Origin of the sequence: Catenovulum sediminis, assembly GCF_007289895.1 — a bacterium.
In the GTDB taxonomy this organism is placed as follows: Bacteria; Pseudomonadota; Gammaproteobacteria; order Enterobacterales; family Alteromonadaceae; genus Catenovulum; species Catenovulum sediminis.
In genome coordinates, this window is sequence record NZ_CP041660.1 from 18,497 (window position 1) to 43,395 (window position 24,899).

The 24,899-nt window shown below is 39.8% G+C and carries 20 protein-coding genes; 5 read left to right on the top strand and 15 right to left on the bottom strand.

What is annotated here, in order from left to right; translation table 11 throughout:
- Nucleotides 1–54: 54 nt before the first annotated feature.
- Complete coding sequence (rsmF, locus tag FNT16_RS00085) at nt 55–1,488, top strand: 16S rRNA (cytosine(1407)-C(5))-methyltransferase RsmF (protein ID WP_143869636.1); 1,434 nt, start codon at nt 55–57, stop codon at nt 1,486–1,488.
- 337 nt (nt 1,489–1,825) lie between these two features.
- Here rsmF and FNT16_RS00090 read toward each other — a convergent pair whose 3' ends face one another.
- On the bottom strand, nt 1,826–2,299 hold the full coding sequence (locus tag FNT16_RS00090; RefSeq protein ID WP_246072280.1) for a DUF4442 domain-containing protein: 474 nt from the start codon (nt 2,297–2,299) through the stop codon (nt 1,826–1,828).
- Between the two features lie 131 nt (nt 2,300–2,430).
- On the opposite strand from FNT16_RS00090, the gene fur reads away from it, so the two are divergent.
- A complete protein-coding gene (gene fur / locus FNT16_RS00095) occupies nt 2,431–2,862 on the top strand; it encodes a ferric iron uptake transcriptional regulator (protein ID WP_143869638.1) in 432 nt (143 codons plus the stop codon).
- A 178-nt stretch (nt 2,863–3,040) separates the two neighbouring features.
- Here the strand turns inward: fur and FNT16_RS00100 are convergent, their stop codons facing one another.
- The 9 genes from FNT16_RS00100 to FNT16_RS20940 all read right to left on the bottom strand — a co-directional run bounded on the left by FNT16_RS00100 (nt 3,041) and on the right by FNT16_RS20940 (nt 15,182).
- Entirely contained in the window at nt 3,041–4,009 is a 969-nt protein-coding gene (locus FNT16_RS00100; protein WP_143869639.1) for a PstS family phosphate ABC transporter substrate-binding protein, read from the bottom strand.
- Between the two features lie 177 nt (nt 4,010–4,186).
- Complete coding sequence (locus FNT16_RS00105; RefSeq protein WP_143869640.1) at nt 4,187–5,116, bottom strand: porin; 930 nt, start codon at nt 5,114–5,116, stop codon at nt 4,187–4,189.
- Between the two features lie 316 nt (nt 5,117–5,432).
- Nucleotides 5,433–6,146 (bottom strand): phosphate signaling complex protein PhoU, encoded by a 714-nt coding sequence (gene phoU, locus FNT16_RS00110; RefSeq protein WP_143869641.1) that lies wholly within the window; start codon nt 6,144–6,146, stop codon nt 5,433–5,435.
- A gap of 53 nt (nt 6,147–6,199) precedes the next feature.
- The gene (gene pstB / locus FNT16_RS00115; RefSeq protein WP_143869642.1) at nt 6,200–7,021 is read right to left on the bottom strand and encodes a phosphate ABC transporter ATP-binding protein PstB; all 822 of its coding nucleotides are present in this window, start codon (nt 7,019–7,021) and stop codon (nt 6,200–6,202) included.
- A gap of 22 nt (nt 7,022–7,043) precedes the next feature.
- Nucleotides 7,044–8,681 carry a phosphate ABC transporter permease PstA gene (pstA, locus tag FNT16_RS00120; protein WP_143869643.1) on the bottom strand — a complete coding sequence of 546 codons (1,638 nt, stop codon included), beginning with the start codon at nt 8,679–8,681 and terminating at the stop codon, nt 7,044–7,046.
- Nucleotides 8,682–8,698: 17 nt separating this feature from the next.
- Entirely contained in the window at nt 8,699–10,939 is a 2,241-nt protein-coding gene (locus tag FNT16_RS00125; protein ID WP_425456686.1) for an ABC transporter permease subunit, read from the bottom strand.
- 197 nt (nt 10,940–11,136) lie between these two features.
- The gene (locus FNT16_RS00130; protein WP_143869644.1) at nt 11,137–12,414 is read right to left on the bottom strand and encodes an inorganic phosphate transporter; all 1,278 of its coding nucleotides are present in this window, start codon (nt 12,412–12,414) and stop codon (nt 11,137–11,139) included.
- Between the two features lie 14 nt (nt 12,415–12,428).
- A complete protein-coding gene (locus tag FNT16_RS00135) occupies nt 12,429–13,106 on the bottom strand; it encodes a TIGR00153 family protein (RefSeq protein WP_143869645.1) in 678 nt (225 codons plus the stop codon).
- 111 nt (nt 13,107–13,217) lie between these two features.
- Nucleotides 13,218–15,182 carry a methyl-accepting chemotaxis protein gene (locus FNT16_RS20940; protein WP_143869646.1) on the bottom strand — a complete coding sequence of 655 codons (1,965 nt, stop codon included), beginning with the start codon at nt 15,180–15,182 and terminating at the stop codon, nt 13,218–13,220.
- Nucleotides 15,183–15,425: 243 nt separating this feature from the next.
- On the opposite strand from FNT16_RS20940, the gene FNT16_RS00145 reads away from it, so the two are divergent.
- The 3 genes from FNT16_RS00145 to ppx all read left to right on the top strand — a co-directional run bounded on the left by FNT16_RS00145 (nt 15,426) and on the right by ppx (nt 19,641).
- Nucleotides 15,426–15,947, top strand: a complete 522-nt coding sequence (locus FNT16_RS00145) for a glycine cleavage system transcriptional repressor (protein WP_143869647.1) — start codon at nt 15,426–15,428, stop codon at nt 15,945–15,947.
- Between the two features lie 88 nt (nt 15,948–16,035).
- Nucleotides 16,036–18,114 (top strand): polyphosphate kinase 1, encoded by a 2,079-nt coding sequence (ppk1, locus tag FNT16_RS00150; RefSeq protein ID WP_143869648.1) that lies wholly within the window; start codon nt 16,036–16,038, stop codon nt 18,112–18,114.
- Between the two features lie 12 nt (nt 18,115–18,126).
- Nucleotides 18,127–19,641 (top strand): exopolyphosphatase, encoded by a 1,515-nt coding sequence (ppx, locus tag FNT16_RS00155; RefSeq protein ID WP_143869649.1) that lies wholly within the window; start codon nt 18,127–18,129, stop codon nt 19,639–19,641.
- A 58-nt stretch (nt 19,642–19,699) separates the two neighbouring features.
- Here ppx and phoR read toward each other — a convergent pair whose 3' ends face one another.
- The 5 genes from phoR to FNT16_RS00180 all read right to left on the bottom strand — a co-directional run bounded on the left by phoR (nt 19,700) and on the right by FNT16_RS00180 (nt 24,835).
- Complete coding sequence (phoR, locus tag FNT16_RS00160; protein WP_143869650.1) at nt 19,700–21,040, bottom strand: phosphate regulon sensor histidine kinase PhoR; 1,341 nt, start codon at nt 21,038–21,040, stop codon at nt 19,700–19,702.
- Nucleotides 21,041–21,043: 3 nt separating this feature from the next.
- Nucleotides 21,044–21,733: a phosphate regulon transcriptional regulator PhoB gene (gene phoB, locus FNT16_RS00165; protein WP_143872819.1), complete on the bottom strand. Its 690-nt coding sequence runs from the start codon at nt 21,731–21,733 to the stop codon at nt 21,044–21,046.
- A gap of 218 nt (nt 21,734–21,951) precedes the next feature.
- On the bottom strand, nt 21,952–23,451 hold the full coding sequence (gene der, locus FNT16_RS00170) for a ribosome biogenesis GTPase Der (protein WP_143869651.1): 1,500 nt from the start codon (nt 23,449–23,451) through the stop codon (nt 21,952–21,954).
- Nucleotides 23,452–23,536: 85 nt separating this feature from the next.
- Complete coding sequence (locus tag FNT16_RS00175; protein ID WP_143869652.1) at nt 23,537–24,262, bottom strand: UDP-2,3-diacylglucosamine diphosphatase; 726 nt, start codon at nt 24,260–24,262, stop codon at nt 23,537–23,539.
- A 66-nt stretch (nt 24,263–24,328) separates the two neighbouring features.
- The gene (locus tag FNT16_RS00180) at nt 24,329–24,835 is read right to left on the bottom strand and encodes a peptidylprolyl isomerase (protein ID WP_143869653.1); all 507 of its coding nucleotides are present in this window, start codon (nt 24,833–24,835) and stop codon (nt 24,329–24,331) included.
- Between the last annotated feature and the right edge of the window lie 64 nt (nt 24,836–24,899).

The following is a 24,899-nucleotide window of genomic DNA, read 5'->3' on the forward strand; positions in this document are numbered from 1 at the left end:
CATTCAATAGCCTGATATATTTACAATTTAACTAAGACTATATGAAAGCCTGCCGTGAACAAAGCCTTACTGCCTGAAAATTTTATCAATTTTATAAAACCAGCGCTGCCTGCGCACCTGTCATTGCAGGACTTTATTGATATCAGTGCGCAACCTTTGCGCAAAAGTATACGTATTAATACCCTAAAAACGGACGTAAAAACCTTTGTTGAAAAAGCGCAGCAAAAAGGCTGGCAATTAGAAACAATCCCTTGGTGCGAAACGGGCTTTTGGATAACGCGCCCGGAAGCTGAAGAAAATAGAATTGGCTTAGGTAATACACTTGAACATTTAACCGGTCAGTTTTACATTCAGGAGGCCAGCTCAATGCTGCCACCTCAAGCGCTGATGTTGCAAAATACGCGCCCGGAAATATGCCTTGATGTGGCCGCTGCGCCAGGCTCAAAAACCACGCAAATAGCAGCTTTGATGAAAAATAACGGTATATTAATCGCCAATGAATTTTCATCCAGCCGGGCTAAAGGCTTGTTTGGCAATATTCAACGATGTGCGGTTAGCAATACGGCGTTAACCCATCTAGATGGCCGAATGTTTATTCATTTACCTGAAACCTTCGATGCTATTTTATTAGATGCACCTTGCTCTGGTGAAGGCACTGTGCGTAAAGATCCTGATGCGATGAAAAACTGGAGTGAACAAAGTGTTCATGACATAGCAAAAGTACAAAAAGACCTAATAGAAGCGGCTTTTCACGCGCTAAAACCCAATGGCACGTTAATCTATTCAACTTGTACACTAAACCCAATTGAAAATCAGCAAGTTTGTCAGTGGTTGGCAAGCACACACCCTGAAGCTGTTGAATTTGAACCTTTAGCTGATTTGTTTCCGGGAGCGGAAAACTGCATCACTGAAGCCGGTTTTTTACACGTCTGGCCACAAATATACAATTCTGAAGGTTTTTTTGTCGCCAGAATCCGAAAAACGCAATCAGTGTCACATCAACTGGACAATCCATTTTCGCGGTTAGGTAAATTTCCGTATACGCATGTTAGTAAAAAATTGGGTGCACAATTTGTAGAGTACTTGCACCAGCAATTTGGTATTCAAGATTTTGATTTGTCGAGTTGCTACCAAAGAAACCAAGCTATTTGGTATTTTCCCCCACAGATTGAAAAACTCATCGGCAAAGTTAAATTTGCCCGAGTTGGGGTAAAACTGGCAGAACTCGCTAAACATGGTTTTAAATTAGATCATTCTTTGGCGGTTAATTTTGCTCATTTGTTTACTCGGCAAAAAGTTAATGTGAACAAACTACAAGCACAAAATTATTTACGTGGGCAAGATATAGATTTTGACTGCAGCGAATTGCAAAAAGGTGAAGTTTTGATCACAACTGACGACCAGGCTTTAGGATTTGCAAAAAAGCTGCCCGACCGCTTAAAAAACCAGTTGCCCAGAGAATTAGTTCGGGACAACGTATCGTTTTAACACCTCTGTTCATTAAAAATTAAAGCGATTTATCCAAACCTACCGCACATACCTTTGCGTGCATACCATCGCGTGCATACCTTGGCGCAGGTATGGATATAACATTCAGTTATAAAAAAAATCTGTTAGAAGCATTTTAATCCATACAAATTAGAATAATAGACTAGAATTTAAATTACTAAGCTTGAGTGTCATTGCAGTGTGCACTAAGTCTAGTTAGCGCAAAAAGGCTCAATCCCGTTGAGCCCTTCCCCTGTACCCGGACAAGCCTATTGTCCGGGCTTTTTTATGACCTACCAGCCCCTTGCATATTGATGATTTTAGACACGCCTTATTGTCAAACGTTATTATTTTTACGGTATGCCGCCTTTAATCTAACATAAAGCGTACGATTCACTTTTGCGACCAAACGCCCTTCTAGATCAACCACATTAAATTGAAACTTTGGGAAGTATTTTTCGCCATGCTGGGTATTTAATAAAATATCATCTAGTACACTTTGAGATAAATGCGCTGTTGCAATTAACTTTGTGTGCCCTGGATAAACATAATCAATTTCAGCAGACTTGTCCCAAACATGATATTTATGACCCAAATTAGCCATCAGTAGTAAGCTATATACAGGATCTGTCATACTGTAAATACTGCCACCAAATTGAGTCCGGTTTGCATTTAAAGTTAAGCGTGAATGTTTTAACTCAACTTTTAAATATCGGTAGTCATTTGCCAGCTCACTAATCTTAATGCCACTGAATAAAAATGGCGGCCACAAGTTAAGCCCGGTTTTTATCAGGCGCGGATACTTAAACATTTTGTCCATATACGCAGTTTTACGACCTATTTGTGAAATAAATGGATAAATTTTGCAGATATTCTAAATTAAACTTTAAATTTGGGTCGTGCCTTATATAATCAACACCAAATCCATAAGCATACATTATTATGTCTGAGCAAAATACCGAACTTAAAAAAGCGGGTTTGAAAGTTACCTTACCCCGTATAAAAATATTAGAAATCTTGCAACAACCAGAAAATCAGCATATTAGTGCTGAGGATCTGTATAAGCTTTTATTAGAACTTGGTGAAGAAATCGGTTTGGCAACCGTTTACCGAGTGCTAAACCAATTTGATGATGCTGGTATCGTTAACCGCCATCACTTTGAAGGTGGTAAATCTGTATTTGAATTAAGCCAGAAGAAGCATCACGATCACTTGGTTTGCTTAAAATGTGGAAAAGTAGTTGAATTCATCGATGATGTGATTGAAGACAGGCAAGATCAAGTCGCTGAGTCTCACGGCATGAAACTAACCAACCACAGCTTGTATTTATACGGCTATTGTCTGGATACTGAAAAATGCGGCAATGAAGGTTAATTAACACCTTCATTTTTTGTCATGCTTTAATTGGCAACGAAAACAAATATAACTTTCGGCAGTGTGAAAAGGTAAAGGGACAAACTAAAGTAATACTGCAAGATTAAGAATAGAAAAAAAGGCCGGATTATATCCGGCCTTTTTTGTATCCATCGTTCATTACTTCACTTTTGATTGACTATAACAAACCAAGTCTGCTTAGCTCTTTTTCTGCAATTTTGGCTGGCAATGGAATATAGCCGTCTTTCTCAACGATATGCTGACCTGACTGCGACAGTACCATTTTCAAAAATTCAGCCGTTAGCGGATCTAATGGTTTATTAGGATGTTTATTGATATAAACATATAAGAATCTAGACAAGGGATACTTGCCCGCGACCGCATTTTCCATTGTTGCATCGACATAGTCAGTACCACTGCGTGCTAACGGAACCGCTTTTACGCCCGAAGTACGATAACCAATACCTGAGTAACCAATGGCATTTAGTGAAGAAGAAACTGATTGCACAACGGATGCTGAACCGGGCTGTTCGTTCACGTTATTTTTAAAATCGCCTTTACACAAAGCCACTGATTTAAAATAACCATAGGTACCCGATACCGAGTTGCGACCAAATAACTGGACGTCTTTGCGCGTCCAAGAATCTGTTAAACCTAAATCACCCCAACGTTTAACATCACTATCTGCTCCACACTTGAGTGTTGAAGAAAAAATGGCATCAACCTGCTGAATATTTAACCCTTCAATTGGGTTATCTTTGTTTACAAAGACCGCAAGCGCGTCAATTGCGACACGAACACCGGTTGGCTTGTAACCAAACCGCTCTTCAAAAGATTCAATTTCTTTTGATTTCATTTTACGACTCATTGGCCCAAACTGAGCAGTGCCTTCAGTCAAAGCAGGTGGTGCAGTTGAAGAGCCTGCAGCCTGAACTTGGATTGTAATGTTTGGATAAATTCTCTTGTACTCTTCTGCCCAGAACGTCATCATATTAGCTAACGTATCAGAACCTACAGATGAAATTTTGCCTGAAACTCCACTGGTTTTCTGGTACTCAGGAAGCGCTTTGTCTAATGCTACAGCACTTGTGCTTACTAAGATGCTAGCGGCAAAACCTAAAGCACCTGCTATCTTTTTTAATGTCATTTACAGCTCCAATCACTTTGTATGCTTTTTCATTGCTTGACATGTTATGACATTTTTATGTCACAAATATGACAAAACTTAGAAAATCCAATTAATGTAAAAATAATTTTAAATGTATTTATTTTCAGGTATAAAAAAACCTCCACGATGGAGGCCTTCTACTGACAAGCTCGACTTTTAGAATTTATGTTCCATACCAACTGCTAAAGTCTGCACATCCACTAGCGCTTTATCTTCATCCGCAAGCCATGCATAAAGCTTAGTGCTTTTACCTAATTTATAATCAACACCAATTGAAATAGTACTTAAATCACCTGCAATCATTTCGTCTATTGTTTGGTACTGAATTTTAAACGTTGCAGCATCAAGCGCATAAGCTGCATTAACCACAAACCCACTTTCGTCTTCTGCACCTTCTGCTTTTTGGCGCTGTAAAATAGCACCCAGCTTAAAACTACCCAATTTAGTTTGCGCAACCAAACGCACCCTATCGCCGCCCTTCACATTATTATCAAATGCCAAGGCTGCATAAACAGAACCCTTTTTAAATTTACTGTCACCATACATTAAAGCTGCTGACAAACCAGCACTATCCAACTGATCTTTATCGCTTTCTTCATGTGTTATATAAGTCGCACCAACAGTAAAATCACTAAATTTAGGCGAGATGTAAGTCACTGAATCGTTTGTTCGAACTTCACCACTAAATAAATGTTTAATATCTCCATTGAAATCGTTAAATAAATCCACTTTACCTTGTGCAAGCTTAAGTGCAGTGTCCATCCGCCCCAAACGGACTTGACCAAAGCCCCCCTTTAAGCCGACGTATTGGTTACGTGCGGTAACATTTTTCTCTTTTGACTCATCTGCAAAATCAACACCAAATTCTGCTTGATAGATCGCTGACAATCCGTTATCTAAAGCTAACTCACCTTTCACACCAAAACGAGAGGCATTACTTTTCAAATCAGTTGAAGTTTCCTGCGCATCAGCATACTGCAAGCTAATATTAGCTTTGCCATATACAGTAAGCGGCTCAGACGAATGCGCTGTAAAGGCAGCACTCAATAACGCAATAGAAACTAACGGTTTTGTAACAGTAGACATGGAAAAATTCCTATAAATAGGTTGAATTACCTTTATTGAGCGTAATCTGTCAGCGCCAAATTTCAAGGTAAAACACAACAAGTTGTAATTTCAATTAAGGTATGGGGAACATTATATGAATTTATTATTACACTTTTATTTCAACGTAAATATTTATGAAATAAAAATTTCATCAAAATGAAATCAACAAGAAATATTAGTGAGGTAGCAATAAAATAAACAAGAGATTTTAAATAGGGGGATTAATAAGAAAAAAGCGCCAAAAACAGCTATTTCGGCGCTCCACTAACCTGTTATATAGGATAAATGCAGTTTATCAATTTCTAGAGGCCAAAACGGCTTCTATTTTATCTGACGCTGTATGTCTGACATCTTTGCCTTTGATTAAATAAATCACATGTTCACTGATATTTTGACACCTGTCTCCGATTCTCTCCAGCGAGCGAGTCGCCCACATCACATCCATAATTCGCGGAATCGCACGGGGGTCTTCCATCATGTAAGTCATCAACTGACGTGTGATGGCCTCATAGGATTTATCGATCTTGCTGTCCATTTTATAGACTTCATACGCTGCGGCACTATCCATTCGAGCCAGCGAATCAAGCACAGCCTTAAACATGTTTAAAACTTGCTGTCCCATATGGTCTAAGTCAACCAAAAATTGGCGTTCGTCTTTTTTAAAGTGCTCTTGAGCTGCTTTAACCATACGACAAGTTTCATCACCAATACGCTCAAGGTCCGCTATAATTTTTGCAATAGCTAAAATCATTCGCAGATCAACTGCCGCAGGTTGGCGCTTAGCAATAACTCGCGCGCACTCTTCGTCTATTAACAACTCGTAAGCATTGATACGTTCGTCTTCGGCAATAATTTTTTGTGCTAATTTTGAGTCAAAATTACTGATAGCATCCAGTGCTTGACTGATTTGCTGCTCGACAATACCGCCCATGTCTAACACATGGCTCAGCATATCTTCTAATTCTTTATTAAATTGGCCAGATATATGTTTATCTATCTTTAAATCCATCACTTTACCCTTTTTAAACCGCGCTATTTATTTATATTAAAGTCTAGTACAGATTAGCCGTAACGACCGGTAATATAATCTTCGGTTTTCTTCTTGGTAGGTGTAGTAAATAACTGATTTGTGTCGGAATACTCAATCAATTCCCCCATAAACATAAACGCAGCATAATTTGAAACCCGCGCCGCTTGTTGCATATTGTGCGTTACAATAACCACGGTGTAGGTCTCTTTTAAATCATTTATTAACTCTTCAATGGTCAAAGTTGAAATAGGGTCCAACGCAGAAGTAGGTTCGTCCAACAATAACACTTTGGGTTCAATAGCGATTGCTCGCGCGATGACCAAACGTTGCTGCTGACCACCTGACAAACCAAATGCACTATCGTTTAACCGATCTTTGACTTCTTCCCAAAGCGCAGCTTTACGTAATGAAGTTTCTACTATTTCATCTAGACGACGTTTGTCATTTACACCTTGAATACGTAACCCATATACTACATTTTCGTATATCGATTTAGGAAATGGGTTTGGTCTTTGAAAGACCATTCCAACATTTTGCCGTAGGCTGGCAACATCGACATCTTTGTCGTAAATATTTTTGCCTTCTAATAATATTTGTCCTTCCACCCGGCAAATATCTACCAAATCATTCATTCTGTTAATACAGCGCAATAAAGTAGATTTACCGCAACCAGACGGTCCTATAAAAGCGGTTACTTTACCTTTGGGTATTTTCATATCAATGTTGTACAACGCCTGCTTTTTGCCGTAGTACAGGTTCAATTCTTTCATTTCTAACGCGGTTTGCTCTGGCGTTAATTCTAATGGAGAAATGGCGTTATTTATTTTTGCAACTTCAGGAGACAATGAAATCATCTGTCATAAACCTTTTTAACTATTAATGTTCAAGCGACTTATATTTTTCGCGTAAATGGTTACGAATGCCGATGGCTGTAATATTTAATGCAATAATTACAGTGACCAATAAAAATGCAGTCGCATATACGAGCGGACGAGCCGCTTCAACATTTGGACTTTGGAAACCAACATCATATATGTGGAAACCCAAGTGCATAAATTTTCTATCTACGTGGACAAACGGAAAGTTGCCATCAATAGGTAATGTAGGTGCCATCTTAACCACACCAACAAGCATTAAAGGTGCTACTTCACCTGCCGCACGTGCAACAGCTAATATTAAACCTGTCATAATGGCAGGGCTTGCCATTGGAATGATAATACGCCATAAAGTTTCGGCTTTAGTAGCACCTAACGCTAAACTACCCTGACGCAGTGAACTTGGAATACGTGACATCCCTTCTTCGGTTGAAACAATAACCACGGGTAATGTTAAAATCGCTAGGGTTAACGCGGACCAAATCACACCGGGTGTACCAAATGTTGGGTTTGGCAGCGCTTCGGGGTAAAACAATTGGTCAATACTGCCACCTGCCATATAGACGAAAAAGCCTAAACCGAACACGCCATAAACAATCGACGGTACACCCGCCAAGTTAATCACGGCGATGCGAATGACTTTAGTCACTGCATTTTTAGCGGCATATTCATGCAAATAGATGGCTGCGATAACGCCAAATGGTGTCACGATAACCGCCATCAGCATGACCATAAAGACAGTACCAAAAATTGCAGGGAACACCCCACCTTCGGTATTAGCTTCGCGCGGGTCATCCGTTACAAACTTACCTAACTGAACAAAAAAGCGACCGGTTTTATCCAGTGTACTCATATCATTTGGAAAATGGACATCCAATACATCGGCAATGCGCAGCGTAACCAATTTATCGCGCATATCACGCACAACAACCTCATCTCGATCCAGTGCTTTTCTTAATTGAAATAGCTCTTTTTCATAAACAGAGTATTGTTCCTTTAGCTGCTCTTTTTCTGCTTCAAACTGGGCGATGATTTCCGCCGTCAATTCACCTTTTAGCTCTAAACTTTTTTGCTCTAAGCGAATACGCTCTAAACGGTAATTGATTGAACCTATTTCACCATTTTGCAAGTCAACTGCTTTGTCTGCCAGATCAACAGCACGTTCAATTAAAACGGTCAACTGCTCATTATCAACCGGCTGACCATCTTTAATGACTTGCTCAACAAAGCCATAAAAATTACCGTTGCGTGAACGTTCAAATACCGCGATACCGGGTGTCTTTTCGGTTGCATTTATGTCTGTTTGCAAAATCCAACGAAAATCTAAATCAACATATTCCCGATTACCGGTTTTTACCAAAATCCGTTCAACCGTTTCGCCTTGATGACCTTTTAAATCAACGCCCATATTGAGCAGTCGTTTACTAGGTACCTGTTCACGGTCATATATTTCACCGATAACAACTTGTTGGGTATCCCCTTGGCGGACATCGAATTGATAGATATCAGCGGGCCAAAAATAACTTAACCCGCGCCATGCAATCATGGCCAACAAGCCAATAACCGAGATTAAACTTATACTTACAGCCCCAGCGGTCATCCAAATCCACGGGGAGCCTGATTTAAACCAATCTTTCATTAAAATTATCCCGCCGTTTATAGTGAGCTATATTTGTCGCGTAATCGCTGGCGAACAAATTCTGCAATCGTGTTAAAAATAAAGGTGAAGATAAACAATACAAACGCTGCCAAAAACAAAATGCGATAGTGTGTACTGCCTACTTCAGACTCTGGCATTTCCACTGCAATATTTGCAGATAAGGTGCGCATGCCTTGAAAGACAGACCAATCCATAATTGGCGTATTGCCGGTTGCCATTAACACAATCATGGTTTCACCAACAGCACGCCCAAGCCCCATCATCACAGCCGAGAAAATACCTGGGCTCGCTGTTAACAACACAACCCTAACTAAGGTCTGCCATTGGCTTGCACCGAGCGCGAGAGAACCGTGCGACAAATGTTTGGGTACTGAAAAAACAGCATCTTCAGCTATTGAAAATATAGTTGGAATCACGGCAAACCCCATTGCAATACCAACCACTAGTGAGTTCCGCTGGTCAAATGAAATACCTAGCTCATCAGTGATATATAAACGTACATCACCATCAAAGAAAATATCGTTCAGCCATGGACTCAGCTCAATCAGACTATAACCAACCAATATGATAACGGGCACAAGCAGCAATGAATCCATGCCTTGAGGTAATCGGTTTAGTAAAGGCTTAGGTAAGTTATGCCACATAAAAGCAAACGCGATAATACATATAGGCAGTAAGATAATTAAAATGGCAATTGCCGCTAAATGCTCTTCGATCAATGGCGCTAGCCAAAGGCCGGCCAAAAAGCCCAAAATAACAGTCGGCAATGCTTCCATAATTTCAACGGTTGGTTTGACCACTGTACGAATCTTTGCAGGCATAAAATACGCAGTGTATATTGCGGCCGCCAAAGCAATGGGTACAGAAAACAGCATCGCATAAAACGCCGCTTTGATGGTCCCGAAGGTAATCGGCACCAAGCTGAATTTAGGCTCAAAATCGTCCGAAGCCGAAGTGGATTGCCATACATAGTCTGGCTCTGAATAACCTTCATACCAGGTTTCTTGCCACAATGCAGACCAAGTGACTTCAGGGTGTTCATTTTCTACATCAAATAGTTCCAATCCCTGCTGAGTTTGCACTAAGTATGCATCGGCTCTTGGCGACGAAGCCATTTTTTCAATTTTTTGATCTAAAATTTGATCTTCATATAAGCTGGCGTTGCTGGTGGTAAAATATATGTCGATAAAACCAGTTGATGAAGTGACTGCAAAACTACGTCTAAAAAATTCGGGGTAAATTCCTTGTATGTCCTTATTTGAGTTTTGAAAACTTCGGATTTTGGTAAATTCACGACCGGTTTCACTATTTACTTCAAACCACTGACAAATCTTACCACTGTCATCCGCTATAATGATTGAACTTGCACCTGCCAACAAACTGCTGGCAGTAATTTTTCGATCATGCGGAACCACTCGAGTTTTAGAAACCAGTTTGATTTTGTTAGCAAAACGAATGTTAAATACATATAACTCACCATTTTGCAGTAACAACGCGCGCGACAAATCAGCAGTAACATGAATATCATCTACTTTACCGCTGATAATAGGTAACTCGATCGTTTCTTGATACCACTCTGTTTCATCTGTCATGAAATTGAGCTCACCCCGTAAACTGGTAAACTTAACTGCGGAACTCTCTTTGGTTTGATAGACCAATGCAGCTCGGTCTGCCTCAGGAGTCACGGCAAATGCCATTTTCTCAATCGCACGAGTATTGCTGACCTCAATCCCATCTTGACCAAATGGATAACTGATTTTTGGCGTAATTTGCCGTCGGTTGTTGGCAAAACCTACCTTAAATTGGGGTTTTACAATAACGATCTTGTTGTCATCATAGGCAAACGCATATTGTTTTAGATGCGGCATACTAGCCGCAAAAGCACTATAAGGTTTGCCGTTTCGGATGACATAAGATTTGATCAAATCTGTCTTATTTGGGCCGTACAGTTGATAATACTCAAGTGCAGGCTGACTGGTAAATCGATACGCAGTTTCAACATGATCGTCAGTCCCGAGTGCCAATGTCTGGAATTTATCTTCCAGCACTATCGACAACTTAGGCTCTACTGTAACGCCGTCAAATATAGGTTTAACAACATACAGCAGATAGAAAAAGATCATAAGCAAAGCAACCAAAACCATAATGCCGCCCGTTGCGACACCATATTTAGCCAATTGGTCTTTCAGCTTACGAATTGTATTCGGCTTGTTTGATAGTGTATTAGATTGATGCATGAAACGTCTTTATCTGGTTAATCTGCGCGAAGTATATGATACTTTTATGACACTTGTGTTACAGAGATGACATAAAAGTCCGATTTTAAAGTGTACTTTTACTACAATACAGACACAAAATACAGCTAAACGCTTGAAAAAACAAAGGCTCCCGAAGAAGCCTTTGTTTTTTTCTAATTATGAAAAAAATATGACAACTAGAGCAATATTGCCGTCAAAATCAGGTATGAAATAATCGCTAAACCCGCACCGGCCGGTAAAGTGACGACCCATGAAATAACAATATTTCTTACAACCCCCAAATTAAGAGCCGCAATACCGCGTGCCAAACCAACACCGAGTACCGCACCAACCAATGTTTGCGTAGTTGAAATAGGTAAGCCTGTGCCTGAAGCGATAACGACTGTACTGGCAGCGGCAAGTTCAGCTGCAAAGCCACGGCTAGGTGTTAAATGTGTAATACCTTTACCGATAGTCGCCATAACTCGTTGACCAAATAGCGCAAGACCACAAACAATACCAAATGCCCCCAGTGGTAATATCCACCAGGCTAGTACAGATTTAGCACCAATCTCACCGTCATTTTGAATAACACTGACAACCGCGGCAAGTGGCCCAATTGCGTTAGCAACATCATTAGAGCCATGAGCAAATGCCATCGCACATGCCGTTACTATCATTAATACAGCGAAGATTTTTTCAACATTATTAAACTGCATCGATTTATCAGCTTCCGCATCTATATCTAATCGTGCAATAAAAAAACGGCCTATAATGGCAACAACAAGACCAATTAAAGCAGCATATAAATAAGCTTCTGTGGTGCTGAGACTCATTGAAAAATCAGCAAATACGTGTTTTAAGCCTTTTTTAATCGTGACCAACGACAATACAAATCCAGCCAGTGCCATATAAACAGGTACATAACGTTTTGCATATTTTATCGGGTTGTCGGTATCAAAAATAAACCGCTGAGCGCTCATGAAAATGATGTACGCCAGGACACCGGACAATAACGGTGTAACAATCCAGCTGCCGACAATGCCGGAAACCTTTGTCCAGCTCACCGCATCAGAACCAACACTAACAATCGCAAAACCAATAATCGCACCGACAATAGAGTGTGTTGTTGAGACTGGCCAGCCCATATAAGATGCAACAGCCAACCATGTACCCGCGGCAATTAAAGATGAGATCATGCCAATTACAAATAGTTCAGGCACATCCATAAAAGGACCGGAATCAATGATCCCTTTACGAATTGTAGAGGTTACTTCACCGCCAGCTAAATATGCACCGGCAAACTCAAATATCATCGCAATGATAATAGCTTGTTTTATGGTAAGTGCTTTGGACCCAACGGAGGTCCCCATCGCATTTGCGACGTCATTGGCGCCAATGCCCCACGCCATAATAAAACCAACGATGCCAGCTAAAACAACCAGCATCAAACCATAAGTTTGTAATATATCCATTGTAAGTCCCGAGTTTATCTCGCTAATAATAGTTCTAATCGACCGCCAACAGATTCAGCTCTATCTGCCAAATCGCCAACCCATTCAATAACATCGTACAAGAAAATTGCATCAATAGGACTCAATTCAGACTCATGCGCCTTAACTGATAATCTAAGTGATATTTGCATCTTGTCAGTATCTTCTTCTATGATCTCGACTTCAGAAATGATTTTTTCGACCAAATCAACTTCTCGCCCTCTAAATCCAGTTTCCAAAAGTTCATCTAATTCATTAATCGCTTTGGTCGCGAGTGCGACAGCATCAATACAGCGCTTTAAATACGTCATAAACGCTTCTTGCAAAGAGCCCGGTATCGGGAGTTCACGACCGATAACACGCCCGGCAATATCTTTTGCTTTATTTGCAATTTTATCTTGCTGCACTAACAAATTGAGTAAGTCGGTGCGCTCTACCGGTAAAAATAAGCCTTTGGGCAATTGAATCCGCAAATCTCTTTTTAGTTTGTCTGCGTCTTTTTCATATTGTGAGATCTGTTGTCTAAGCTCCTCCGCCTTTGCCCAATCTGATTCAAATACGGCTTCAAAAAAGCTTGGCAGTATTGAGCTTGCTTTATAAACAATGTCAATATGTGTTTCTAAAGCTTTAAACGGCGATTTTCCGAACACGCCTAAAAAAGAATTTGATGTCATAATTCAACCTATCGTTAATGAGTTGTGCATGCGGCGCAGAATTCTACACTAATTAGTTAGCAGGTTTGCAATCTAATCGATAAAAAATTCCAAGTTTTTTGTAGTTACCTCTTATACCCTAGCTTCATTCCCAAGAGTTTGCATAATATTCTCGGCTTGCATCTCAGTGCTTTTACTGACCCTTATCGCTTTATCTTGTGCTTTATTGATGACAGTTTGAATATGCTTAACCGTTTTTTCAAAATCGGCCATGCTCGTTAGCTGATACTCTGCATTATGATAACTTTGTAAAGCTGCGCTGGCTGAACCTTGCGCTTGCAAACTGACCTGCTCGGTTGCGCTTAACAAGCCTTCAGCTGTCGATTTTTGCTCGTTCGATAAACTGTCAATAGATTTAACAACTGAATCTAATTGCGCTGACGACTTTTTCAACTCTTCCAATATGCCTGAAATATCTGCCAACGATTCTTGTGTTCGCTTAGACAGATTTCGCACTTCATCAGCGACAACCGCGAAACCCCGCCCATGCTCCCCTGCCCGCGCAGCTTCTATCGCGGCATTAAGCGCTAATAAATTTGTCTGTTCCGCAATACTGCCTATGGTATCAACTATGCTCGTTGCATTATCGACCGATGTGAGCAAGCTTCCCACTGACTGGTAACTGGTTTGCGTCGCACTAAAAATTTTGTCTGTATTTGCCGTGACCTGTTGTATCTTGCCATTACTGTCGAGAATTAACTCTTCAGTTTTTTGCGCATTTTGTTGCACCGTTTCTGCGCCAGAGAACACCTCTTGTGCAAGCATAACAAGCTTTTCAATAAGCCCTAACGCACCTTGCATATTAGTTTCTACATCACTGGTGTAAACTTCGATTTCTTTATTTTCATTAACGAGGCCATCCAATGATTGCGATATATGAAGTAGCTGTTCATTCTTACTTTCTTCTTCAGCCTCTCTTTTTTCTAACAACCGATTGAAACTAAATGCAACTTCATCAATTTCTGTTTTAACTGCTAACACAGGTATCGGTTCAACAACCCCAGTAGAGACTAATTTTCTAAAACGAGAAGAAAGCCGACGTGTGGGCCGCACAACCCATCTGTACTGAAACCACGCAGAGATAAGCGCAAATAAAATCAGACCAGCAGCACCGCCATATAACAACAGCTTAGTTTGTTGCTCTACCTCTTTTTGATACTTCAGCAGCTCTCCTTCTAATTGAATAAAAGCTTTTTCGAACTGCGCTACTTTATGCGCAAGTTGTTCACTGGATTCGTTGACAAAACGCACCGAATCTTGAGTATTGACAAGCTCTTTTGGGTATCGTCGAATTTGAGAAGCTAAAGATGAGATGATCTCTTCGCCTTTTTCTTCGGGCATAATGGGCATACCTAAGGAAAATTCATCTTCTTCCTGTTCGGGATATATCTCAAAACGCTTAAGCTGCCGAAGGTTTTCTACCGTCTGTTTCAGCTCATCAACAACCGCAAGTAACAATTCTGTACCTTGTATATCCGTTGGGTCGGCAAAAGTGCGCTGTCGACGATAACTTAACTCTGCAATTTGCTGCGCCAATTGAGCATTAAAAAAAGTGTATTGCTGAATCAATTGGTTGATATCTATACCAGTTTGTTGCGCGCTTTGCTCCGTCCCTTGTTCAATATAATCCGTCAAACTTTCACTATCTGACAACATGCTTTTTTCTGCAAACTGCAACAAGGTTGCTGTTTTTCCACCCAGCTTGCCAGCAGCTCGTACATCTTCTTCAATAAAATTTAGCAGGACATCTAAATCATCTAGCAAGCTTTGGTAAATAGATTGATCGGCAAATTGTTTTTTAATAATTTGCAGCTGTTCTATTGCTGAATTGAGTTCAACAGAGTTACTTGTCCTTAAGTACCGATTGACATGGTTTTTAAAATTTTGAGTTAATCTATTTTTATTAACCTGATATTCAACCAAAGTATGAGTGACTTTACTTTTTTGGAAATTTGACCATGACAATAGTGCAACGAGGGAACAGCCAATTAAAACTAAAAATAAAGATGAATAAATTGAGAAACGTGAAATTTTCATCTAATGAAGAAAACCCTTAAAAATTAAAAGCCAGCGCAAGATACCAGCTTTAGATGACGTTTTTGTTACATCAGTCATAATTAAATAGCCTGTTAATTTTCGTATCTGAACTACACTTAATTTATCTTGTTCTGAGTATCCATATTATTGTAAAGATAATAAGAAAGTGATTGTTTTCAATAGAAATTTATGCGCTAATGAGTTTAAGAATGGCCCGCAATCAAAACAAACTGGGAGTGTAAGATGCAAATAAATCTAGTTATCTCATTAATCACGCGTGACAAGCCTGGTGTAATCGAGAAACTCTCTGCTGTGGTTAAAAAACATCAGGGAAATTGGTTGGCCAGTAACTTTTGTCGTTTGTCAGGACAGTTTGCCGGTATCGTCGAAATTAGTTGCCCAACCGACGCTAAAACACAGCTAAGTGATGAAATAGCTGCGCGTTTAAACCATGAAGCACAGATTCATATCGCTGAAGGGCAAGATGAGCAAAACCTGCAATCCAGACGAGCCCAACTGAGCGTTATGGGCAATGATAAAAGTGGTATTGTTAATCAAATCTCTGCAACCTTAGCTGAACACAATGTGAACTTGGTGAGACTCAATTCGACTTGTGAAAGTGCACCTAATTGGGGCAGTTTATTGTTCAAAGCAGATGCTACTTTAGAGATTCCAGAAACTGTAGATATAGATGATATTCAGGAAGCTTTGGAAGAGATTGCAAACGATTTAATCGTCGAAATTTCATTAAAATCGGCCGAGTAAACAAAATATAATCGTCATTAGCAATTAAATTGCAATAAAAGTAATATTTAATTGACCACAAGTATTAATAATAAAAAATATGAAAAGTATGGCTAAAGAAAAAATATTGTTTGAGAAAGAGCTAAGTTGGCTATCTTTTAATGAACGTGTGTTGCAAGAAGCAGCAGACAAGAGCGTTCCGGTTGTCGAGAGAGTAAGATTTTTAGGGATTTTTTCTAATAACTTAGATGAGTTTTTTCGAGTTCGCGTTGCCGATGTCAGACGCCGATCAATCATCGAAAAAGAGCATGGCAGCGAAACACATGCCGCGCAATTATTAGTCGATATTCAGCAAAAAGTGTTGGAATTACAGACTCAGTTTGACTTGATTTACAAAGATGTGACAAAAGCCTTAGCAAAACATAAAATATTTTTTGTAGACCATACTAAACTATCAAAGTTTCATGAAAACTGGCTGACAGATTTCTTCCAACAAGAAGTTTTACGACATATTCGTCCTATTATACCCAGTAAAACACGCAAATTAATCGAGTTAATTGACGATAATACAACTTATTTAGCGGTTCAAATTAGTAAAAGCGAAGAGTACGAATATGCCATTATTGATGTTCCGACAGACGAAGTTTCTCGTTTTGTTTTACTGCCACCGGAAAAGAGTAAAGTTAAGAAAGAAGTGATTCTTTTGGACGATATTATTCAGCATAACCTTGAGTCTATTTTTCGCGGCTTTTTTGAGTTTGATAGCATTTGTGCTTATTCCTTTAAGTTAACTCGGGACGCAGAATATTATATTGAAGACGAAATAGACCAAAGTTTAGTTGAGCAAATGTCTGAAAGTTTAAAACAAAGGTTTAGTTCAGACCCAACACGTGTGGTTTATGACAGAGATATGCCTTCAGGTATGTTGAAGTTCTTAAAAAAGCAGCTGTTAATATCCGATACGAATGAGGGTTTATTGCCCGGTGGTCGTTATCGAAATTTTAAAGACTTTATTGGCTATCCCAACTTCGGACGAAAATATCTAGAAAACACCGCGTTGCCTGCCTTAACCAACCAGCAATTTGCCAGTTTCGATAGTGCATTTGATGCAATCAGACACAAGGATATTTTATTATATTACCCGTACCACAAATTTGACCATTTTACCGAACTGGTTCGCCAAGCTGCATTTGATCCGGCGGTCTCTCATATCAAACTGAATATTTATCGGGTTGCCAAAAACTCGCGTATTATTCATTCACTAATGGATGCAGTTAAAAACGGTAAAAAAGTTTCAGTGGTTGTTGAACTCAAAGCGCGTTTCGATGAAGAAAATAACATTGAATGGTCTCGTGTGATGACAGATGCTGGAATTAAAGTACAGTTTGGTATTCCGACATTAAAAATTCACTCTAAGTTATGCCTAATTCATCGCCGAGAAGGTGATGATGTCGTTCGTTACGCGCATTTAGGTACCGGTAACTTCCATGAAAAAACGGCAAAAATCTATACCGACTTTAGCTTATTTACTTGTCATAAAGAAATAACCCGCGAAGTCGAAAACGTTTTTGATTTCATAGAGCATAGCTATAAACGTTTCAAGTTTTATCATCTAATGGTTTCACCGATTAATACGCGAATCACGATTACACAAATGATTGATCAAGAGATCAGTAATGCTCGCGCACAAAAGCCGTGTGGCATTTCTGTTAAAATCAATAATTTGGTTGACGAGCCTATTATCCAAAAATTATATGAAGCAAGCCAAGCTGGCGTAAAAATTCGCTTAATTATTAGAGGTATGTGCTCGTTAGTGCCTGGATTAAAAGGTATCAGTGAAAATATCCAAGTAATCAGTATAGTCGATCGTTTCTTAGAGCATCCTAGAGTGATGATATTTGAAAATAACGGTGATAAAAAAGTCTTTATCTCATCGGCTGATTGGATGACTCGTAACATTGAGCATCGAATTGAAGTCAGTTGCCCAATTTACGAAACAAGCTTAAAACAGCGCATTATTGATATCTTCGAACTACAATTTAAAGATACAACCAAAGCACGTATTATTGATACTGAACAAAAAAATAAATACGTTCCCCGTGGTAACCGTAAAAAATTGCGCTCACAAATTGAAACTTATAACTATTTAAAAAATGTTGAGCAAAACTTTAGTACGGAAAATCTATAAGCGAGAGACACAATGCAAACATCAAATCAGAGCAGCGATACCGAGTCCGATGGCACAGTGGCAGCATTAGATATCGGTTCCAATAGTTTCCACTTAATTGTTGCTCGCATAATTGATGGCTCACTACAAACACTTCACAAGGTGAAACAGCGCGTTCGTTTAGCGGATGGTTTATCTGAAGAGGGGGTTTTAGATGAAGAAGCAATGCAACGCGGATTAAACACGCTCAGTCAAATGGCGCAGACTTTACAAAACGTGCCGCCTCAGAATGTCCGGGTTGTTGCTACTTATACGCTGCGCAAGGCCATAAATGCAGACGAGTTTTTAACCCGAGCAGCAGAAGTTTTTCCTTACCCGATTGAAATTATCCCAGGTCGAGAAGAAGCGCGTTTGATATATCAAGGTATCGCACACACGGTATCTGGTACAGATAACCGTTTAGTGGTGGATATCGGTGGGGGGAGTACTGAATTTATTATTGGTCAGCATTTTACGCCACTAAAAGTAAATTCCCGCTCTATGGGCTGTGTCAGTTTTACCAAACAGTTTTTTCCAAAAGGCAAAATTACCGAGCGTTCTTTTCAACGTGCAGTACTGGCAGCCGAGCAAGAGTTAGAAGCAATAAGCGATGATTTTAGAGCCGCAGGCTGGCAACAATGTCACGGCACATCTGGCACGATAAAAGCAATTCGTGAAGCGATTGTACAGAATGGCTGGAGCAACGGCGAAATTAAAGCAACCCACCTTGAGAAACTGAAACAAACACTCATCGCATTTGATCACATAGACAATATCAATATTCCAGGTGTCAGTGAACATAGACGTCCTGTTTTGGCGGGCGGTTTAGCGGTTTTAATCGCTGCATTTGACAGTTTAAACATTCAACAGATGCGCTATGAAGATGCCGCTTTACGCGAAGGTGTGTTATACGAAATGGAAGAACGCTTCCAGCATCATGATATTCGTGAACGCACGGTTGAAAGCTTAACCACACGTTATTCAATAGATAGCCAGCAAGCCAAACGCGTACATCGCTCAGCTAATTTTATATTCGAACAAATTGCACAAGCTTGGCAATTTAATAAAAAAGATTATCAACAGTTATTAAGTTGGGCTGCACTACTGCATGAAATTGGCCTGCACATCCATTCTACTGCTTATCATAAACACTCAGCGTATATTCTGCAGTATACAGATATGCCGGGATTTAATACCGAAGAGCAACTTTTGGTCGCCATTTTGACACGCTACCATAGAAAAAAGTTTAAACCAGCAGACTTGCCAAAATTCAGTTTATTTAAAGCAAAAGCTGTGATCCGGTTGATTCGAATTCTACGTGTAGCATCTGTCTTGAATTTACGCCGTATTGAAGGTTATTTGCCAGCCTATCAAGTGGAAGTGGAAGATGAGCTCATAAAAATCACCTTTCCTGAAGGTTTTATTGAAGAGCAACAACTGTTAGCCGCCGACTTAACAGTCGAGCAAGATATTCAATCAGAATCAGGTTATCAGCTGGAATTTTCTTAATTTTCTAAATTTTTTTAACTGTCTCAATTGTTTTTCTCATTCAACCTAAAGCGCCCGACTATGCACTTAGCCGGGCTGGTTTCTTCTTTTTGACAATTAACTCAGACGGAAAACTAAACCAAAAACAGCTGCCCTCTCCTACTTCACTGGATATTTCCAACTGGCTTTTGTGGTGGGCGAGAACATGTTTTACGATAGATAAACCTAAACCAGACCCACCCGTTGCGCGCGAGCGTGCTTTGTCGATTCGATAAAAGCGCTCTGTCAGACGAGATAAATGATGAGGCTCGATACCATCGCCATTGTCGCTTACTTTAAAGACAGCTTGCTCATTTTCCAATTGCCAACTTACAATAATTTCACCATTGGACGGCGTATATCGAATTGCATTTTTAACAAGATTAGTAAAAGCACTGCGTAACTCATCTTCAATGCCATGCATGAATAAATCTTTTTCAATATAAAAGCGGATTGTATGGCCTCTATCGGCATTTAATTGTACAGCCTCTTTTTCAATCAAAGACAATAAATGAGGTACATCTATAATGTTCTCGTAAATATTGTCTTGATTCGCTTCAATTCGAGACAATAACAATAGTTGATTGACTAAACTAAACATTCTAGTTGTTTGATCTGACATCATATCAACCGCTTTTGTACCGGGCAAAGCTTGCGCCATGTCCGGATCTTGCATCATTTCCAAATATCCCTGCAATACAGTGAGTGGCGTGCGCAATTCATGAGAAACGTTTGCGATAAAATCTTTGCGCATCTGATTCACTCTTTGCGTTTGTGTAACGTCACGCCCTAAAATTAAGAGTTGTCCCAGCGCATATGGCACCATTCGAACTTCAATAATATTATCACGATGCACGGGTGAAGGGATAAGGATGGGTTCATCAACAAAATCGTTTGATACAGAATTTTTGTTGAAGTGTTCAATAAAATCTGGATAACGCAATAAATTAGTCACCAACAGACCGCCATCTTCAGGCCAGCGTAAACCAAATACATTACGAGCCAATCGATTACACCAGATAATTTGTCCGGTATCCTCAACAACAACAGCAGCATCGGGTAAAGCCTCTGCGCCGTCTCTAAAACGCTTTAAGACTTGTCCAAGTTCTTTTCTTCGCTGTCGATTTTTACGCTGTAATCGGTATATACCGTCGAAAACATCTGACCATAAGCCGTTACTCGAAGGTGGGTATAAGTTCTTTTTACTGGTTAACCAATCGCTTAACCGAATTAAGTTAAATGTGTACCAGAGCACTAAAGCAGACAGTAAAAAGATAATACAAAATAATATCGTACCGGTTATATATCCAATGGCTACGGCTAGAGCCAGAAACAAGATAAACCGGCTGATAGCTTTAAAATATTGCTCTGATACTTGCATTCATTAAACTTTCGCTGAGAATCGATAACCTGCACCACGTACGGTCTGGATCATTTTATCGTGACCGTGTGCAGAAATTGCTTTACGTAGTCGACGAATATGAACATCCACCGTTCTGTCTTCAACATATACGTTAGTGCCCCATACATGGTCTAATAACTGCTCTCTACTGTATACCCGCTCAGGATGCGACATAAAAAAGTGTAACAATTTGAATTCAGTTGGTCCCATGTCTAAACCATCTTCATTTGCCGTTACACGGTGTGAAACCGGATCGAGTTTTAACCCTTGCACTTGAATCATTTCTTCAACACTGGTCGGTGCTGCACGGCGCATTACCGCCCGGATACGGGCTAATAACTCTTTAGGTGAAAACGGTTTGGTCATATAATCGTCTGCACCAACTTCTAATCCACGAATTTTGTCTTCTTCTTCCCCACGTGCTGTCAGCATTATAATGGGAATATCACGGGTAAACTCACTTTGTTTCAATCGCTTCGCTAACTGAATACCACTTCCACCCGGTAACATCCAATCCAATAAGATTAAATCAGGATAAGGTTCAGTAATTTTGTCTAAAGCTTCCCCATAGGTTTCCGCTTCCAATGTGTAATAACCTTTTTGTTCTAATGCAAAAACCAACATGTCTCGAATTGGCATTTCATCTTCTACAACAAGAATTCGGCTTGACATATTTTTCATCTCATATTGCTGTCTACTTAGTTTGATTATCTTTTAGTTATTTGACATTTTTATGAAACCAAGACAAAGAATGCGACAAATTTGCAATAAATATGTCATTGGGTGTTCTTTTTGGCCTATCTTAGTCCTTGAAACAATAGGATTTATCACATTCTGTAAAAATGACACCCACCCAACAATGTCACATAACTGTCACATTTAAATCTAGCCTACTTTTTGTAATACTTCATCATTCGACGACGATTTCTTACCTGGCTTAAAGTAAGCTTATTTTTACGACCAGCAAATGGGTTGCTCCCTTCACGGAATTCGACTTTAATCGGCGTGCCCATCATATCTAATGATTTGCGATAGTAGTTAATAAGATATCTCTTATAGGCATCCGGTAAATCATTCACCTGATTCCCATGCACGACAATGATTGGTGGGTTATGACCACCTGCATGCGCGTACTTCAATTTAACTCTGCGGCCTTTAACCAAAGGAGGCTGATGCTCAAACTGAGCAGATTCCATGATGCGCGTAAGCATGGCTGTAGACAGATCTTTCGTCGCGGACGCGTACGCTTCCTGTACTGATTCAAATAAATGACCAACTCCGGTGCCATGCAATGCAGATATAAAATGCATACGGGCAAAATCAATAAACCCTAAACGGCGATCAATTTCAGATTTAATACGCTCTTTGACATCCTGGTCTAACCCATCCCACTTGTTCACGGCTAATACAATTGAACGACCTGCATTCAACGTAAAACCTAATAAACTTAAATCTTGTTCACTCAATCCTTCTCGCGCATCAATCAATAATAAAACAACGTTAGCATCTTCTATTGCTTTCAGTGTTTTAATAACTGAAAATTTTTCGATTGTTTCATGAACTTTTTTACGTCGGCGCACCCCTGCGGTATCAATCAAGACATATTCCTGATCATCTCGCTCCATCGGTATGTAAATACTATCTCGCGTCGTGCCAGGCATGTCATAAACAATCACACGCTCTTCACCTAAGATTCGGTTGGTTAACGTCGATTTACCGACATTAGGCTTGCCGACTATCGCCAGTTTAATTTTTTTCCCTTCAGGATCTAAAGCTTCAAGCTCACTGGCCGGCTCTTCACTATCATCATCTTTACTCTTCTCTAAACCTTTTTCAACAAAGCCACTTTCATCAGATTCTTCGTCATCTTCTTCCACCAATAATGCATCAGGAAAGTTTTCTAAAATCGGTTCAAAGGTTTTTTCTAGTAATGAAGATACACCGCGCCCGTGCGCCGCGGCAATTTGATAAACAGGGCCAAGCGCCAGACTATAAAATTCAGCAACGGCTGAATCTGCATCAATACCATCGGTTTTATTGGCAACCAAATAGACTGTTTTTTGTAATTTTCTCAAATGGTCGGCTAACATCTGATCTGCTGCAGTTACACCTGCACGCGCATCTACCATAAACATCACGACATCCGCTTCATCAATAGCGGTTAACGATTGCGCAGCCATATGAGCATCGATGCCTTGCTCATCACCTGTAATACCACCTGTGTCGATAACGATAAATTGAAAACGGCCGTATTCAGCTTGTCCGTATTGACGATCTCTAGTTAAACCGGGAAAGTTTGCGACCAAAGCATCACGTGTATGCGTGAATCGGTTAAATAATGTAGATTTACCTACGTTAGGTCGACCGACTAGGGCTACCACTGGGATCATGCGAGTTTCTCCGGAAGTTACTTAATTGACGTGCGTTTTTCAGGTCGCGGATTATAACACAGCTTAATTCAAATCCAGCGAGTTTTTAAAGTGGCATACTTGTCAGCATGTAGCCATCTTCTGAAACCTCTAAAATACTGCCTTGTGTATACCAATCCCCTAAAACAATTCGTGTTCCACGGCAAGCATTGCGCGCATTTTGGTGAATGGCCGGACGATGGGTGTGACCATGTATCAATAAATCAGTTTGGTAATTATCCATCAGCTCACTAACAGCCTGAGGTGTCACATCCAAAATTTGCATATTACTAATACACTTTTGTTTTTGTTTGCTTTTTTCTCGGCCGGCACCAAATATTTTATGCCTGGTTTTTAGCGGCAATAACAAAAACAAAAACTGAATTATTTTGTTTCTAACAACTTTGCGATACTTTTGATAACTGACGTCTTGTGTGCATAAACTATCACCATGCAAAATTAAAACGCGCTGACCATATAAATCAATTAAACTAGGCTCTGGTAACAACTGCATACCGGTTTCACGAGCAAATTTTTTGCCGATCAAAAAATCTCGGTTACCATGCATAAAAAACACTGGGCAAATATCTTGTGAAATGCGCAATAACGCATGCTTAATGGGTTCTAGCCAAGCAGCATCTTCATCATCCCCAACCCAATACTCCAAAAAATCGCCCAATATATATAAAGCTTTCGAGTCTGCGGGTAAGTTGCGGCAAAAACGCAAAAATGCACCAGTCATATCAGGCCTTTCCTGGCTAAGATGTAAATCTGAAATAAAATATACTGACATGCGGTTTCCAGCGAGCCTGTTTAAGCGCATTAAACAGGCGTTTTAAGGAAGTATTAAAAGGTATGTTTATTCTTCTACTTTTTCTTCTACTTTAGTTTCCGTAATAATCACTTCTTCTACTGGCACGTCTTGATGCATACCATGATTGCCAGTTTTAACATTTTTAATTTTTTCTACAACGTCCATGCCTTCAACCACTTCACCAAAAACACAATATCCCCACCCATCCATGCTTTCAGCACGAAAGTCTAAAAATGTATTGTTGGCAACATTAATGAAAAATTGAGAAGAAGCTGAATGCGGGTCCATGGTTCTTGCCATCGCTAGTGTACCAACTTTATTGCTGATACCATTATTTGCTTCATTCTTAATCGGTGCTTTGGTAGGCTTTTCTTGCATACCCGATTCCATACCACCGCCTTGGATCATAAAACCATCTATCACGCGGTGGAAGATTGTATTGTTATAAAAACCTTCTCTAGCGTATTGCAAAAAGTTTGCCGCCGTCTCTGGTGCTTTGTCAGCAAATAACTGAATTTTAATGTCACCAAAATTAGTGGTAAAAGTAATCATATCGGTTTTCCGTTTATTTAAATTGCACAATTAAAAGCGTATTCTAATTAACCGCGCTTCGATT

What these genes read in the sequence shown, in the direction of transcription:
- pstB (WP_143869642.1), bottom strand. Translation starts at nt 7,021, where the DNA reads ATGATTTCATTGTCTCCTGAAGTTGCAAAAATAAATAACGCCATTTCT.
- pstA (WP_143869643.1), bottom strand. Translation starts at nt 8,681, where the DNA reads ATGAAAGATTGGTTTAAATCAGGCTCCCCGTGGATTTGGATGACCGCT.
- ppx (WP_143869649.1), top strand. Translation starts at nt 18,127, where the DNA reads ATGCAAACATCAAATCAGAGCAGCGATACCGAGTCCGATGGCACAGTG.
- FNT16_RS00135 (WP_143869645.1), bottom strand. Translation starts at nt 13,106, where the DNA reads ATGACATCAAATTCTTTTTTAGGCGTGTTCGGAAAATCGCCGTTTAAA.
- FNT16_RS20940 (WP_143869646.1), bottom strand. Translation starts at nt 15,182, where the DNA reads ATGAAAATTTCACGTTTCTCAATTTATTCATCTTTATTTTTAGTTTTA.
- phoU (WP_143869641.1), bottom strand. Translation starts at nt 6,146, where the DNA reads ATGGATTTAAAGATAGATAAACATATATCTGGCCAATTTAATAAAGAA.
- FNT16_RS00125 (WP_425456686.1), bottom strand. Translation starts at nt 10,939, where the DNA reads ATGCATCAATCTAATACACTATCAAACAAGCCGAATACAATTCGTAAG.
- ppk1 (WP_143869648.1), top strand. Translation starts at nt 16,036, where the DNA reads ATGGCTAAAGAAAAAATATTGTTTGAGAAAGAGCTAAGTTGGCTATCT.
- FNT16_RS00100 (WP_143869639.1), bottom strand. Translation starts at nt 4,009, where the DNA reads ATGACATTAAAAAAGATAGCAGGTGCTTTAGGTTTTGCCGCTAGCATC.
- der (WP_143869651.1), bottom strand. Translation starts at nt 23,451, where the DNA reads ATGATCCCAGTGGTAGCCCTAGTCGGTCGACCTAACGTAGGTAAATCT.
- FNT16_RS00145 (WP_143869647.1), top strand. Translation starts at nt 15,426, where the DNA reads ATGCAAATAAATCTAGTTATCTCATTAATCACGCGTGACAAGCCTGGT.
- FNT16_RS00090 (WP_246072280.1), bottom strand. Translation starts at nt 2,299, where the DNA reads ATGTTTAAGTATCCGCGCCTGATAAAAACCGGGCTTAACTTGTGGCCG.
- FNT16_RS00130 (WP_143869644.1), bottom strand. Translation starts at nt 12,414, where the DNA reads ATGGATATATTACAAACTTATGGTTTGATGCTGGTTGTTTTAGCTGGC.
- phoB (WP_143872819.1), bottom strand. Translation starts at nt 21,733, where the DNA reads ATGTCAAGCCGAATTCTTGTTGTAGAAGATGAAATGCCAATTCGAGAC.
- phoR (WP_143869650.1), bottom strand. Translation starts at nt 21,040, where the DNA reads ATGCAAGTATCAGAGCAATATTTTAAAGCTATCAGCCGGTTTATCTTG.
- FNT16_RS00175 (WP_143869652.1), bottom strand. Translation starts at nt 24,262, where the DNA reads ATGTCAGTATATTTTATTTCAGATTTACATCTTAGCCAGGAAAGGCCT.
- FNT16_RS00105 (WP_143869640.1), bottom strand. Translation starts at nt 5,116, where the DNA reads ATGTCTACTGTTACAAAACCGTTAGTTTCTATTGCGTTATTGAGTGCT.
- FNT16_RS00180 (WP_143869653.1), bottom strand. Translation starts at nt 24,835, where the DNA reads ATGATTACTTTTACCACTAATTTTGGTGACATTAAAATTCAGTTATTT.
- fur (WP_143869638.1), top strand. Translation starts at nt 2,431, where the DNA reads ATGTCTGAGCAAAATACCGAACTTAAAAAAGCGGGTTTGAAAGTTACC.